The 14,098-nt window shown below is 44.4% G+C and carries 14 protein-coding genes; 5 read left to right on the top strand and 9 right to left on the bottom strand.

Translation table 11 applies throughout. From position 1 onward, the window contains the following. Positions 1 to 11: 11 nt before the first annotated feature. Positions 12 to 2,411, top strand: a complete 2,400-nt coding sequence (locus ACO05P_RS06790) for a TonB-dependent receptor domain-containing protein (RefSeq protein ID WP_421754307.1) — start codon at positions 12 to 14, stop codon at positions 2,409 to 2,411. Here ACO05P_RS06790 and ACO05P_RS06785 read toward each other — a convergent pair. The 5 genes from ACO05P_RS06785 to ACO05P_RS06765 are packed head-to-tail and all read right to left on the bottom strand — an operon-like array spanning position 2,408 to position 8,009. Then, positions 2,408 to 4,333, bottom strand: coding sequence for a hypothetical protein (locus ACO05P_RS06785; RefSeq protein WP_421754306.1), 1,926 nt, complete (start codon positions 4,331 to 4,333; stop codon positions 2,408 to 2,410). The two genes, ACO05P_RS06790 and ACO05P_RS06785, sit on opposite strands and share 4 nt — an antisense overlap. Positions 4,334 to 4,388: 55 nt before the next feature. Beyond that, a complete protein-coding gene (locus ACO05P_RS06780) occupies positions 4,389 to 5,321 on the bottom strand; it encodes a peptidylprolyl isomerase (protein ID WP_421754889.1) in 933 nt (310 codons plus the stop codon). Between the two features lie 6 nt (positions 5,322 to 5,327). After that, positions 5,328 to 6,452, bottom strand: a complete 1,125-nt coding sequence (locus ACO05P_RS06775) for a peptidylprolyl isomerase (RefSeq protein ID WP_421754305.1) — start codon at positions 6,450 to 6,452, stop codon at positions 5,328 to 5,330. Then, complete coding sequence (locus ACO05P_RS06770) at positions 6,449 to 7,003, bottom strand: FKBP-type peptidyl-prolyl cis-trans isomerase (RefSeq protein ID WP_421754303.1); 555 nt, start codon at positions 7,001 to 7,003, stop codon at positions 6,449 to 6,451. The genes ACO05P_RS06775 and ACO05P_RS06770 overlap by 4 nt, the downstream gene beginning before the upstream one ends. Then, the gene (locus tag ACO05P_RS06765) at positions 6,987 to 8,009 is read right to left on the bottom strand and encodes a DHH family phosphoesterase (protein ID WP_421754302.1); all 1,023 of its coding nucleotides are present in this window, start codon (positions 8,007 to 8,009) and stop codon (positions 6,987 to 6,989) included. Before ACO05P_RS06765 ends, ACO05P_RS06770 begins: the two co-directional genes overlap by 17 nt. Before the next feature lie 58 nt (positions 8,010 to 8,067). Between ACO05P_RS06765 and ACO05P_RS06760 the strand changes: the two genes are divergently transcribed. After that, a complete protein-coding gene (locus ACO05P_RS06760) occupies positions 8,068 to 9,351 on the top strand; it encodes an MFS transporter (protein ID WP_421754301.1) in 1,284 nt (427 codons plus the stop codon). Here ACO05P_RS06760 and ACO05P_RS06755 read toward each other — a convergent pair. After that, positions 9,345 to 9,734 (bottom strand): OB-fold protein, encoded by a 390-nt coding sequence (locus ACO05P_RS06755; protein ID WP_421754300.1) that lies wholly within the window; start codon positions 9,732 to 9,734, stop codon positions 9,345 to 9,347. The two genes, ACO05P_RS06760 and ACO05P_RS06755, sit on opposite strands and share 7 nt — an antisense overlap. Before the next feature lie 117 nt (positions 9,735 to 9,851). Between ACO05P_RS06755 and ACO05P_RS06750 the strand changes: the two genes are divergently transcribed. The 3 genes from ACO05P_RS06750 to ACO05P_RS06740 are packed head-to-tail and all read left to right on the top strand — an operon-like array spanning position 9,852 to position 11,667. Further along, positions 9,852 to 10,208 (top strand): hypothetical protein, encoded by a 357-nt coding sequence (locus ACO05P_RS06750; RefSeq protein WP_421754299.1) that lies wholly within the window; start codon positions 9,852 to 9,854, stop codon positions 10,206 to 10,208. 9 nt (positions 10,209 to 10,217) lie between these two features. Continuing rightward, on the top strand, positions 10,218 to 10,754 hold the full coding sequence (locus ACO05P_RS06745) for a YceI family protein (protein ID WP_421754297.1): 537 nt from the start codon (positions 10,218 to 10,220) through the stop codon (positions 10,752 to 10,754). Next, the gene (locus ACO05P_RS06740; RefSeq protein ID WP_421754296.1) at positions 10,747 to 11,667 is read left to right on the top strand and encodes a DUF5777 family beta-barrel protein; all 921 of its coding nucleotides are present in this window, start codon (positions 10,747 to 10,749) and stop codon (positions 11,665 to 11,667) included. The genes ACO05P_RS06745 and ACO05P_RS06740 overlap by 8 nt, the downstream gene beginning before the upstream one ends. Here ACO05P_RS06740 and ACO05P_RS06735 read toward each other — a convergent pair. From ACO05P_RS06735 to ACO05P_RS06725, 3 genes are read right to left on the bottom strand one after another with little or no spacing between them, the layout of a single operon-like run. Then, positions 11,664 to 12,170, bottom strand: coding sequence for a hypothetical protein (locus tag ACO05P_RS06735; protein ID WP_421754295.1), 507 nt, complete (start codon positions 12,168 to 12,170; stop codon positions 11,664 to 11,666). The two genes, ACO05P_RS06740 and ACO05P_RS06735, sit on opposite strands and share 4 nt — an antisense overlap. After that, the gene (locus ACO05P_RS06730; RefSeq protein WP_421754293.1) at positions 12,160 to 13,236 is read right to left on the bottom strand and encodes a serine hydrolase domain-containing protein; all 1,077 of its coding nucleotides are present in this window, start codon (positions 13,234 to 13,236) and stop codon (positions 12,160 to 12,162) included. Before ACO05P_RS06730 ends, ACO05P_RS06735 begins: the two co-directional genes overlap by 11 nt. After that, positions 13,233 to 14,033 (bottom strand): hypothetical protein, encoded by an 801-nt coding sequence (locus ACO05P_RS06725; RefSeq protein WP_421754292.1) that lies wholly within the window; start codon positions 14,031 to 14,033, stop codon positions 13,233 to 13,235. Before ACO05P_RS06725 ends, ACO05P_RS06730 begins: the two co-directional genes overlap by 4 nt. Positions 14,034 to 14,098: the final 65 nt, after the last annotated feature.

Genomic DNA, 14,098 nt, shown 5'->3' with positions numbered 1-14,098 from the left:
ATTCTTTGATTATGCGAAATTTACTCTGCAGTCTGATCTTAATTTTAGGATCAATGAGCTCGCTTTGGTCCCAAATTCAAGGCCATATTATTGGTCCTGATCAAGAAGGTTTACCTCTGGCCAATGTGGTGCTTTATCAAAACAATCAGATTATAGAAGGATTATCTACAGATATGGAAGGTCGTTTTAGTCTTTCCGCTCCAGCGGGTGCCTACAAATTGCATATCTCCTATGTAGGTATGCAGCCCGACTCAATGAATATTAAGGTGCCGGCATCTGGCCAATTAGAACTAGGCGATATTGCCTTGAAATCGGCCGCTTCGGTTTTTGAAGAAGTGGAGGTGGTGGCTCAATCTAAAATGATGGAGTTTGAGCAGGATAAGCGGGTATTTAATGTCGCTAAGGATTTGACCTCCGTGGGCAGTAATGCTTCTGATATCCTGAATAATCTACCATCTGTAACGGTGGATGTAGAAGGTAATGTGGCCTTGCGGGGTTCCAATAATGTGCGCATTCTCATTAATGGTAAGCCCAGTGGTTTAATAGGTTCCGATCCCGCCTCAGCCTTAAGGCAATTACAGGGAAATACCATTGAAAAGATTGAGGTGATTACCAATCCCTCCGCGCGTTATGATGCCGAAGGAGAAGCAGGTATCATTAATATTGTGCTGAAAAAGCAGGATCAAAAAGGCTTTAATGGCAGCTTTGATATAAGTGGTGGTTACCCCGAATTATACGGAGCCGGGGCAACCATGAATTACCGCCAAAATCGCTTGAATTTCTTCACCAATATTAGTTTTAACCAGCGTCGTTCCCCTGGTGGTGGACGCTCAAATCAAAAGTTCTTTTTAGCGGATACCAATTATTCTTTTAGTCGTGATCGCTATCAAAGTCGCGGAGGCTATGATTTTAGTTTCAGGGCTGGGATGGACTATTACCTTAGGGAAGATCAAACCCTAACCGGTTCCTTCTTATACAGTCCCAGTAGGGATAAGAATTATGTGGATCTGGAATTTGTGGATCGCGATGCCAACAATGCAATTGTACGTGAGGTGAAGCGCCATGATGCCGAAACGGAAACTGAAGAAGTGGTGGAAGGAAATCTCTCCTGGCAAAAGACCTTTAGCGATAATGAAGACCATAAATGGACCGCTGATTTCCGATACAGTCTGGAAGATGATCGGGAAAACTCACGCATTGAGCAAGATACTTTAGGGCGTCCAGGTACCTTTTTACAGCAAGTGGCAAACCTCGAGTACCAGCGTAGTACCTTGCTTCAAACCGATTATGTACATCCCTTAGGGGAGAAGCGGAGTTATGAATTAGGAGCGCGTTCTACTCTGCGCGAAATTGAAAACGATTACGAATTAAGCGATCGAGCCGATGATGGGACCTATATTCCCGATCCGGAATTTGATAGCCGTTTCTTGTTTACCGAGAATGTTTACGCGGCTTATGGGATTTACAATGGAGCCTGGAAAAAGAAGATTACTTATCAATTAGGCCTGCGCGCTGAGATTACAGATTTAACCACGGAGGTGGGCTATGGTGATAGCGTGAATCGTCGCAATTATGCCAATCTCTTTCCCAGTGCTTTTTTCACCTACTCCTTCAGTCCCTTATCGGATTTGCAGTTGAGTTACAGTCGCAGAATCAGCCGACCAGGATTTCGTACTCTGGCTCCATTTTTTGGTTTTAGCGATAATCGAAATTTCTTCTCTGGAAACCCAAATGTGAACCCCGAGTTTACCGACAGTTATGAGGCTGGTTATGTGCGCTACTTCGAAAAGGGTAGCTTGTACAGCGGTCTTTATTACCGTCACCGTACCGGGGTAATTGAACGTATTACCTTGGTGGAAGAGCGCGATGGTCAGGAGTTTACCCGCTTTTTCCCAATTAACCTGGCGGTGCAAGATGCCTATGGAATGGAATTCAACTTCCAGTATAATCTGGCTAAATGGTATGAGGTAAATGCCAACTTGAACCTCTTCTATACGCAATTAGTGGGTTCTTATGAAGGGACCGACTTTGGAGCCGATAATGCCTCCAGTAGCGGGCGTTTGGTAAACCGCTTTAAGTTTTGGGATAGCGATTTACAGGTGAGCTTCAATATGGACGGACCTAGCCAGAATGCTCAAACCCGTCGTTTGGGGATTTATACTTTTGACTTGGCCTGGACTAAGGATTTCATGAAAGGCAATGCTACGGTAACCCTAGCGGTGCGCGATCTCTTTAATAATCGGGTACGTAGATATTATACTTCGGGGCCCATTGCCTCCGGTGGCTATTTCGATACTTTCGGAACCTTCCAATGGCGTCAGCGTCAGATTACGCTTAATTTCAGTTATCGCATTAATCAGCGTAAATCCCGCAGGCCAGAAGGTAGAGGTGAAATGGACGGTGATTTTTAATCATAAATCAGGATTACCGGACTGTTATTCACTTCAAATCCCTGACTGAGATTAAACTCCTCTGGTATTAATTCTTGGTTATCGGAAGGTAAGCGGTAGACTTTGCTGGGTGTTCGCTTTTCATTGAGGAAGTACAATTCTTTGTAAGTCGATTTTCGTCCATCCGATTTTACCCAGAGCACATAAGCCCTTTGCCCGGTTTCGCGATGACGATAGCGGAAGATGTGCAATTCCTTTAAGTTGGGTTGTTCCTGCTCAACAAAGACAAATTCACCCATGATTTGCTTTAGGGCCTTTAGCTTATAATAAGAGGGCTTTGGCCGATGTTTGTTCCATTTCTCTGCCGTAAGGCCACTACTCATGTACTTATTGGGATTGGGGGCATTAACATCGCGAAGCATGTAAATGAAAGCGCCATCAATTCCGGAAGCATGGGCTAGTAATATGGAGCGCACTAAATAATTGGCTTGTGCCGCCAAGACCTCCAATGAATCATCGTGGGGAGGTGCTTGAATGGAGCGGGGATTGGTGTCGTAACCAAATTCGGAAAGGAAAATTTTTTGAGTTGGCAGATGTGCATTACGGTATTGCACTAAGGCTTCGAGTCTTTGTTTTAAATGGTCATCTTCAGGCGGAATGCCATGATCAGCACGATCATTCTGACCACCAGCATCATTGCTATAATGATGGAAGTTGAGCACATCAGCCGGGAAATTGCCTTTAGGCCGACGATATAGGGCCCAGAGGCGAATGGCTTCCACATAATTTGTGTCTAATCCAGCCAAACCGCCCATCACAAAGTCCAGATTGGGATCGGCTTGCTTTAATCCATAGAGAGGTCCCAAGGTACTGGCATGTCCGTCAAAATCGGCACTTAGCATAGCTGCATATTCGAAAGGATGGAAATACCCCTCACGACCGCGCCACCATTTATCGGGTTCATTCCAGCTTTCGAGTCCGGCGATTAGGTTTAAACCCGATAATGGAGCCTGCCCCTTAGCTAAATTTAAAGTACTGGGCACCTGTGTTCTACTGCCATAGCGAGCCGCATATTGCCATACAAAGGCAGCATGTTGGCGATAGGCTTGGGGATCATCTGCAGCGAAATTGAGATCCTGAGGTTTATGATCAAACTCAGAGGCTAACCAGAGTGGACTGCCTTGCAAGCAGGGATAGCTTTGCAGCCCTCGTTTTTTAAGATCGGTATAGTATTGATCAAAATCCCAATAGCCAGCGGCGGCCGGAGCAAAGCGAATGCCTTCCATCTGAATTTGCCCGGCCTTTAGTCCTTCAGGATAATGCCAATCCCAATTGTGGTATTCGCGCACCAAACCGGCAACGGCTTCTACCTTGGATCCCGGATCATCAATAAAGGCATTGATGCCCATAAACTCATTTAAGCTAAGGGGAGAGCGCAATTGCCGATTTTTCAAAGGCTCTTTTAAGGGCGCCAGTCTTTCGCCATAGAAATACATTTCGCCAATCTCGGCCTGCGGTCCCTTAAAGCGCAGTAGAATTAATTCAGATTGGCCTTTTAATTCGAAGCTACGCCAGCTTTCATAGCGATCAGTACTCTGCTTTAAGACTAAATTCCATTCAGCAGGATTTCCCAGGTAAATTTCAAAGCTGTCTTTGCCGGCGCCATCGTAGAAACGCACTGAATCGAGGCGGTAGTTACCATCTAGTTTAATCAAAAACTCCTGTGGTTGATAGAGCTTTTGATAGGTGGGGTGAAAGCGTCGATGCGGTTTTAGATTGGCTTTTCCTTTCTGATCAAATAATCTGGGACCTTCATCAAAAAGGCCCATTTGTCGCTCCTGTCCCGTCAATTGAACGATATGTTTTTCTTGTATGGCGATCCATTGACTCTGGGCCGGCCAGCAAGTGCTAAAAACGGAGAGAAGGAGCAGGAGGTATTTCATGTAACTAAGATGCGAAAAGCTATAAAAAAAGCGAACCTTCGGGTTCGCTTTAAATTTATTGAGCGCTTACTAGCTCTACATCAAATATTAGCCAGGCATTAGGAGGAATTACTCCGCCTGCGCCTGAGGCGCCATAGCCCATGTCGGGGGGAATAATTAAGGTGGCTTTGCTGCCCACACTTAATAATTGGATTCCCAAATCCCATCCGGGAATAACGCGACCTACACCTACCGGGAAGCTAATAGGTTCCCCGCGTTGATGTGAATTATCGAATACGGTGCCATCGGTTAAACGACCTTCATAATGCACCGCTACCGTCTGACCTTTTTGAGGCTTATCGCCTGATCCTTCGGCAGTGATTTTATAGAATAGGCCACTTTCGGTTTTCTCAAAACCTTCGGTTAATTGGGCCATTTTCGCTTCTTCAGCCTTACGAGCCGCGGCGGCAATTTCATCTTGTTTAGCCATCCACTCGCTAAATACGGCGGCAGCATCCCAGGCTTCGGCTTCGGCACCTTGACGGAGAATTTCTACCTTATCCATGGTATCGCCTTGTTTAATGGCATTCACCACTTCCAGGCCTTCTATTACTGAACCGAATACGGTATGTTTTCCATCTAACCAGGGAGTAGCTCCGTGGGTAATGAAAAACTGAGATCCATTGGTGCCAGGGCCGGCATTGGCCATGCTTAAAATACCGGGGCGATCGTGGATTAAATCAGGATGAATCTCATCGACAAACTTATATCCGGGACCTCCGGCGCCACTGCCGGTAGGGTCGCCACCTTGAATCATGAAATCAGCAATTACGCGATGGAAGCTTAAGCCATCATAATAGGGCTCATTGTTTCCTTTGGCGCTGTTTTCAATTTTACCTTCCGCCAATCCAACAAAATTGGCAACGGTGAGTGGAGTTTTTTCATGTTCCAGCTTTAAGGTAATACTACCTCTGGGGGTGCTGAAACGGGCATAAATACCGTCTTGCATCATTTCTTATTTGGCGGACTCTGAACCGGCTTCTTTAATGGATACCATTTCTACTTCAAATACCAACCAGCTATCGGGTGGGATTAAGTTACCAGCACCGCGGCTGCCATAACCTAAATTAGGAGGAATAACCAATTTCCATTTGTCGCCCACTTTCATGCGCACCAAGGCTTCACGCCATCCCTGGATAACCGGAGCATTACGACCTGCCGCTACTGCAAAAGGCTCGTATTTACGACCAGGGTTAAAACGACCACCTTCTTTGGCTACTTCCTCAATGCTGGAATCGAATAAGGTTCCATCAGGTAACCAACCAGAATAGTTCATTAATACCATTTGGCCGGGCTCTGGCTTAGGACCAGTACCTTCTGTTAGTACTTCGTAGTATAAACCGGTGCTGGTTTGCTCCATGCCGGCAGTTAGTTCTTCAACCTGTTTTTTAGCGGCAGCTTCTTCTTCCGCTTTGGCAGCTACCATATCTTCCTTGGCCTTTTTCCAGGCTTTAGGAGCATCATAGTTTTTGGCTGATCCCTTACGGATGATCTTTACGCTATTGATCACTACATCAGTATTAGGACGATCTTGACGGTTGCGCTCTACAGCAGAAATATTATCGGCTACATCCTGTCCGGCTACCACCTTACCAAATACATTATAGCCACCATCGAGGTGAGCGGTATGAGCTACGGTAATAAAGAACTGACTACCATTGGTGTTAGGACCAGAATTAGCCATAGAGATAACGCCCTTATTGTGACTCAGCTCTTTGCTGGTTTCTTGTTCGAATTGATATCCGGGGCCACCCATACCGGTTCCTTCGGGGTCACCACCTTGAATCATAAATTGAGGAATCACACGGTGAAAGATCAAACCATCATAAAAGGGTTTTCCTTTGAATTGCTCGGCTACCTCGGGGTGATTTCCTTCGGCTAAAGCCACAAAATTAGCAGTGGTTAAAGGTGCTTTTTCCTCTTCAAGTTTGATTAAGATATCGCCCAAAGTAGTATTCATGTGGGCATAAACACCGTCGCTTAATTCTTGCTCTTCGCCATTAATTACCACGGAATTTTGGGAGCTGCAGCTCGACAACAGGCCTCCGATGAGGAATGCGGTCAACCAAAAGTTTCTCATTTCTGTTGATTTTGATTTTGAATTTCTAAGACTTCTAATTTATATACCAATGCGGTAAAGGGGGGAACTTTATTTTGATCGCCTCCCACCCCGAAGGCGCGATGCGAAGGTAAGATAAAGAAGCCCTTATCCCCAACGCGCATTAACTTTAAGGCATCGTGTAATCCGATTTCGGCATCTTCCCGGTCTATGAGTAAGGATGCGGGTTTGCTGCTATCCGATTGATAGAGCTGACTGCCATTTAGCATCGAAATGCTGTAATAATAATAAACCAAATCGCCCTCTTTCGCCATCGGCCCCTGAGCCGCAGTACTATCGATGGAATAATAAATGCCCGTGCCATTACGCTCTAAATCCAGGTCACGATCGGCGATATAAGCCTTAATAGACTCTATCTCCTTTTGCAAAAAGGCCCGATGCGCTTCAATACTATTTTCCCGCGGGTTTTGACTTGCTTCTTGCCTTAACTCCAGCTTTTGACTGTTTTCCGTTCCAGGGCGACAAGCTCCTAAACTTAAAATTAACAGCAGGTATTTAAACGATTGTTGCATAGCTCTTTAATTCTTCCTGATGGGATTTTAGGCAATCTTTTAAATAGGCGATGGTTTCTTCCATGCTGCGATCGGATTTACCTCCGGCAGCATTTTTATGCCCACCTCCCTCAAAATAGTTGCGGGCAAATTGATTTACATCAAAGGAAGTTTTACTCCGGAAGCTCAATTTATGGCCGCCATCTCGAGGTAAGATAAAAGCTGACAATTCCATGTCGTTTAAGGAAAGTCCATAGTTAACAAATCCTTCGGTATCGCCTTTTTGGAACCCACATGCATCCAAATCTTTTTGGTCGAGATAAAGAATGGCGGTATGAAAATCCTCCAGTATTTCCATTTGATTGAGCGTGCGACCCAGCAATTGAAAACGACTAATGCTATTACTGTCGTACACTCTACTGGCCACCTTTTGATTTTCGACCCCCTTCTCCAATAATTGAGCCGTAACTCGGTGGGTGAGAGGACTGGTGCTGCTAAAGCGAAAGTTACCGGTATCAGTGGCAATGCCAGTATAAAGGGCTTCGGCTAAATCTTTACTCAACATATCGGTCCAGCCCATAGCTTCCAGAAAATGCCAAACCATTTCGCAGGTACTACTCATGGAAGTATCGCTATAGGTCCAATCGCAAAAATCATCCGGCTGTTGGTGATGATCGATCATCAGTTTTTTAGCCTGGCTATGGCGAATCGCTAATTCCATGGGACCGCTACGCGCGGGATTATTATAATCGAGGTGAATCAGCAATCCGGCATTTTCCAAATAGGTATCTGCTTCGGCTTCCGCTTGATCGTAAAAGAGCACCTCTTCGCTTAGAGTCATCCACTTTAAATTGGCAGCATAATCATTGGGCATAATCATTTTCACCTTCAGCCCCAGCTGCATTAAAACCCCGCATAAGGCGGTAGCACTTCCCACGGCATCACCATCTGGATTGAAGTGATTGGTAACCACAATATCTGGCCTTTCAACCAGGTATTCTTTAAGCTCCTCGCTTAGTCTTTCCAAATTTTGCATGGCGCAAAGATAAACGCATTTAATGGGCAGCGATTAGTATATTGCATGCATGACCAACAAACGAATTCAGTTCGGATGGGCCTTTTATGATTGGGCTAATTCCGTGTACTCGCTGGTAATTGCCACGGCCATTTTTCCTATATATTTTGCAGCAGTAAGCCCGGAAGAGATTTCGTTTTTCGGAACTGAATTTGAGAGTACCGCTCTCTATTCGTATTCGCTTTCTTTCTCTTTCGTTATAGTGGCAATTTTGAGTCCTTTCTTATCCGGTATTGCCGATTACTCGGGTAGTAAGCGCACCTTCTTAAAGGTCTTTGCTTATATGGGATCTTTAGCTTGTATGGGGCTTTATTTTTTTGATGCGGATAATGTTTATCTCGGTATCGGCCTTAGCGTAATTGCCAGTGTGGGTTTTTGGGGTTCTATAGTTTTTTACAATGCCTTTTTACCGGAAATCGCCAGTCCGGAGGAGCAAGATCGTTTGAGTGCACGTGGTTTTACCCTGGGCTATATTGGTTCCGGACTGCTGTTGATTATCAATCTGGTCATGATTATCTTCTTTGAGAGTTTTGGCTTTCCGGATACAGGAACAGCAACTAGATTCAGCTTCCTGTTAACAGGGATTTGGTGGATAGGATTTGCACAGATCACATTTAGAAGATTACCCTATAATGTCCATCATCGTAAACCAAAGTCAGAAGGTTATTTATGGCAGGGCTTTCGTGAATTGAGAGCGGTAATGTCTAAGTTGAAAGAAGATCCTCGTTTAAAGGTATTCCTCTACAGTTTTTTCTTTTTTAGTGTAGGCGTACAGACCATTATACTTTTGGCGAGCCTTTTTGGCAGTGAAGAACTTGGCTTGGATAGCAATAAGTTGATTGCCACTATTTTAATTATTCAATTCGTGGGAATTGGTGGGGCCAATTTATTTGCGAATCTGGCTGAGAAAAGAGGGAATATTCTCTCCTTAAAAATCAGTATTGGTATATGGGCTTTAATTTGTGTTTTAGCCTTTTTCCTGAATCGTGAGGATCCTTTAGTAGAATACAAATTTTATGGGGTAGGTGCCTTGGTAGGTTTAGTAATGGGTGGAATTCAATCGGTTAGCCGCAGTACCTATTCCAAGCTATTACCCGAGACCCAATCTACGGCTTCTTTCTTTAGCTTTTACGATGTAAGTGAGAAGGTGGCCATTATCTGTGGTACCCTGGTATATGGCTATTTGATTGATATTACCGGAGATATGAAAGCCAGTGCTTTAGCGATGTCGGCTTTCTTCGTAATTGGTTTTTTGCAATTACTACGCTTGCGCAGAAGTGCCTGGGTTTATTGATTTTCGAACTGAACGAAATCCAGTTTTACTTCTTCAAAGAGTTCATCGTAGCTAAGAACCCGACCCCTAATTTGAACGCTGTCGCCCACCTTTAGAGCAGGCATGCTTGCTGTGCTGTCTAAACTACCATAGATACCGGGTTCTAAAATCAAGGCGGCTTCTTGCAATTCTTTAACTACGCCTTTCAGGCTGATGATTTGATCGATATAAAGCGAATCGGCCAGGGAGCGATCTTTTTGAAAGTCGTTCATTAAGTGCGTTGCACTGAGGCTAAAGGCAGCATTTTCATGAATTAAATCCCGATGGGGTTTATGGAAAACATACCAATAGGCAGCAATTGCTAAAGCCGCAACAATCAAAAGGGGAAGGAGTAGTTTTTTCATAGTAATGCTATTGGAGCGGTTCCAGGCAAACCGTAGGATTAAACTTAGCGTAAATAAAGATAGATTCGTGAAATGCCTAAAATAAAGAATATATTCGTCCTGTTCCAAAATAGAAAGATGCGGAAAATTTTTAGCCTCTCCCTGCTGGCATTAAGCTTAATAGCTTGCAGCAGTGAAAACCTGGAAGACCTTCAGGTAGCACCTTGTGATAGTTCAAATGTGACTTATAGTGCCGAAGTTCAAGCCATCCTTACAAATAACTGTACCGACGCCGGATGCCATGTTGGCCCGGGCGGAGTAGGTGGTTTGGATTTAAGAACCTATAGTTCGGCCAAACAGATTGCAGACAATGGTGATCTGGTGGGTAGAATCACCGGAACAAGTGGTGCTGAAATGCCACCTACCGGAAAGCTTTCGAATTGCGAAATTGATAAGATAAGAGCTTGGGTTCAAGCTGGTGCTCAAAACAATTAATTCTTGAAGATGAAAAAATTAGTCCTCCTTTTATTTTTAGGCGCTAGCTTCATGGGCCAGGCGCAAAAAGTTAGTACCCGCAGTGGTTTTGTGAAGTTCTTCTCCGACGCACCGGTTGAAGATATTACCGCCGAGAACAATCAGGTAAGTAGCATTCTCAATCTGGAAGATGGCAGCTTTGCCTTTTTAGTTCCGATCAAAGCTTTTCAATTTGAAAAGGCCCTAATGCAGGAGCATTTCAATGAGAATTATATGGAAAGCGGTAAATTTCCCAGTGCCTCTTTTAAAGGCAGTATAGTCGATTACACTAAGATTGATCTTAGCAAGGACGCGAAATATACCCTTCAGTTTAAGGGAACAATGACCGTTCATGGCGAAAGCCAGGAGATTACAAAAGAGGTGATCTTATTGGTAAAAGGAGGGAAAGTAAGTGTGCAAGCTGAATTCCTCTTGAAATGTTCAGATTATGGTATTGAAATTCCTACCGCCAAAAAGGACAATATCAGTAACGAAATTTCGGTAACCGTAAAGTTCGACTATGCTTAAACGATTCCTCGTTCTTACCGCTTTTGCCCCCCTTTCTATGTGGGCACAGGATGACTTAATGGCCGAGTTGGAACAGGCCGATGCCAATAAAACGGAATATGCCTTTGCAACCTGGAAGGGTACCAAGGTGGTGAATTTGCAAACCAATGAGCTGCCGGGAAAAGGTGTCTTGCAGTATACTATTCTGCACCGATTTGGAGCTTTCAATGATGATTTCTTTTACAATTTCATGGGCCTTGATAATGCTCAGGTACGCCTGACTTTAGACTATAGCCCGACCTCTTGGTTGAATGTGGGTTTAGGACATACCGGCTTCCGTAAGACCTATGATGTTTTTGCGAAATACCGTTTACTGCGTCAATCGAAAGGCGCTCGTACGATGCCAGTGAGTGTAACCGGATTTTCATCAGCCTATTATTCGGCTATCCGGGTGAGTGATGGCGTGGACCGCACTTTTGGTCGTCGTATGTCCTATGTGCATGAATTGGTTATCGCCCGAAAGTTCAGTCAGAATTTTTCGGCGCAGATTGTTCCGACCTTGATTCATAGCAATCTCACTAATCGTGCTGCTGATAATAATACGCAGATTGCAGTGGGAATTGCCGCCCGTTATAAGATCACGCCGATGCATGCCATTACGATAGAATATGTTCCGGTTTTGAACCCCAATCAATACCCGGATTTAAGCGCTGATCCTTTGGCTTTACCTCAGGATGTGCCATTCAATAATTTCACTAATGCCTTATCTGTAGGTATTGATATTGAAACGGGTGGTCACGTATTTCAGCTCTTTGTAACCAATGCCCGCGGGGTAGCAGAACCTTATGCCTTTACCCAAAATGATGGCTCCTGGTTAGATGGTGATTTACACTTTGGCTTTAATATCAGCCGGGTGTTTACGGTGAGTAATTAATTTAAGCTTTCATCGATCAGTTCGCAATTCCAGTTTTGGAAGTGCTTCTGGTAGAGTTCCTGCAATTTAGCGCGGGCCGGATTTCGATTGGCAATTAGGGCCAATTGGAATTCTTGAGCATCCCTGCTGATGAGTACAATTTCAAAGTACTTATCCGGCCTTTGGCGTAATACCAGTTTGCTGAGATCCTCTGTACTTATGGTCTTCTCTGTTTTGAAGGTGACCAAGGCTTTGCCAAAGGCTAATCCATCCTTTCGGAGATGGACCTGGTATTCATATATCCCCAATCCATTTAGGGCTAAGCCAATAATTAGAAGGCTTACCAAAACAATCCAATCAGTTAAGGCGATAGAAGCTGAGCTTGTATTCTCCGATGCAATATCCCAAATAGCATTGCTCGCCTTATTCATAAATAGGCTCAAGGCAAAAAAGCCCAAGATTTGAGCGGCTTTGGCATATTTGGGGAATATTTTCTTCCGGCTGATGACTTTATTATTTGACACTATTCACAATCATTTGCATTAAATCATTCCGTTGATCGAAGAACTGCCCGCTGGTATAAGGCCAGGCGGTATAAGCTACTACTAATTCCTCTTCGGGTACTACCAATAAAAACTGGCCACCATGACCTAAGGCGGCATAGGCATTCATAGCTGGAATAATCCAAAAATAATAGCCATAGGGCTCATGGTTGTAATTGGCTGCCACTTGAATAATTGTAGCCTCTTGCAGATACAGGCTATCCAAAATAACTTGATTATTCCACAAACCTTTATCCTGCAGTAAAAGGCCAATCTTCCCAAGATCGCGGGGCTTTAAATACAGGCTGAAGGCACCATAGGAGCTGCCATCCTTAGCTTCTTCCCACTGATAATTGCTGATCCCTAAGGGGGCAAAAAGTTTTTCATCGGCATATTGAGCCAGCTTCATACCAGCCTTTGTTTCAACGGCTTTCGACACTAACTGCGGAGCCCCATCATTATAATTCATGATCTCCCCGGCAGGGTAGAGAAATTCTTGTTCCAAGACAAAGGCCGCCGAATTCCCTTCATTTTGATAGAGCCCGAGGGTGTGAACATTATTGTCGAATTCGAGTCCGGTTTGCATGCGCAGGGCATCTGCCAGGCTAATTTCCCGCTTACACTGATCCGAATCAAAGGCATCAGGAAAAAGGGAATAGAGCGGAGTTTCAAGGGAATCAAAAAGTCCATTCTGCAAGGCGATACCAGCCATAATAGAGGTGATGGACTTGGTACAGGATTGAATATTAGCATAGCGATCCCGATCCTCGATAGAATTAGGATAAGCTTCGGCGACCAGTTTATTATGCCGGAAGACTAAGAGACTGCGGGCCATCACAAAACGATCATCCTCATAAAGCAATTTATAGGCAGCTTCAATCTTAACTGCATCCAGACCTTCGCTTTCAGGATCCGAAATTTCGAGATCATCATTAAGCAGGGCAGGGCTATATCCTTGATAATCGCTTTTGAAATTTTCATTCTTTAAGCAGGCAGTACTCAAGATCAGCAAGACGGCCAAGGGGAGGCTATTTTTCCAGGTGATCATAAGAAGTAGAAATTATAGCTTAGACTATGTACACTGCTTTGGAAGAGTCTTGAAATATCACTTTCACTGCGCTGATAGGAATAGCTATAGCCGATGGACTGCGCGTGTTTGGCAGTTAATTTAAATCGGTATTCGCAGGCCAGGCTTAAGTTCAGATTTCGATTTAGGCTCCCCAGATTCATGTTCGAGTGTAAAGCGGAGAGAATTCCTGAAGCGGAGAGATCATCGATTTTATACTGACGTAGGGCCTCAGGTCGAGAGTGCAGTGAAAGTACATTCAAGGATGAACTTACAATCCAACTTCCTTTAGATTCGGTGAAGTAGTAGAGGCGATTGGCCCAAGCTAAATTAAACTGATTGGCCCAGTACAAATGGCTATCATCCCAATTAGGGTAATAATTGATTTGATAGGAAGCCAAGGCCTGAGCTCCGGATAAGTAGCGCCAATGCTTAGCCTTTTTAATCATCCGTAGGTATTGATATTGAGCCTGAATTCGGGCATTCACGCTATAGCCCACCGCTTCGAGATAGGTTTTAGGTCGGGCATAGCCCAGATCTAAACGAAAAAGGCGCAGGCTATTTCCCCATTTAATGGATTGATAATTTAATCCCGCGGCCAAGGCACTATGCACTTTGGGATGCAGATTTTCTTCCTTCAGTTGAAGCAGGCCTCCACTCAAGCCAAAGCTTTTGATTTTGCTGGGAGTCATGCTCTCCTGCACTTGGGCTTTGATTGAAGCTTGAGATAGCAGTACTATCAAGCAGAATAAACCAGGGCGAATAAGTTTGATATTCATGGAATTGGTAAAGGCTAAAGGTAAATGAGATTCTAAAATCAGATAAAACCTCCGCTTTTTTTAGA

The sequence above is a fragment of the Croceimicrobium sp. genome (assembly GCF_965228705.1).
In the GTDB taxonomy this organism is placed as follows: Bacteria; Bacteroidota; Bacteroidia; order Flavobacteriales; family Schleiferiaceae; genus Croceimicrobium.
The sequence above is the reverse complement of the archived record's forward strand: the minus strand, read 5'-3'. Positions and strand labels throughout refer to the sequence as shown.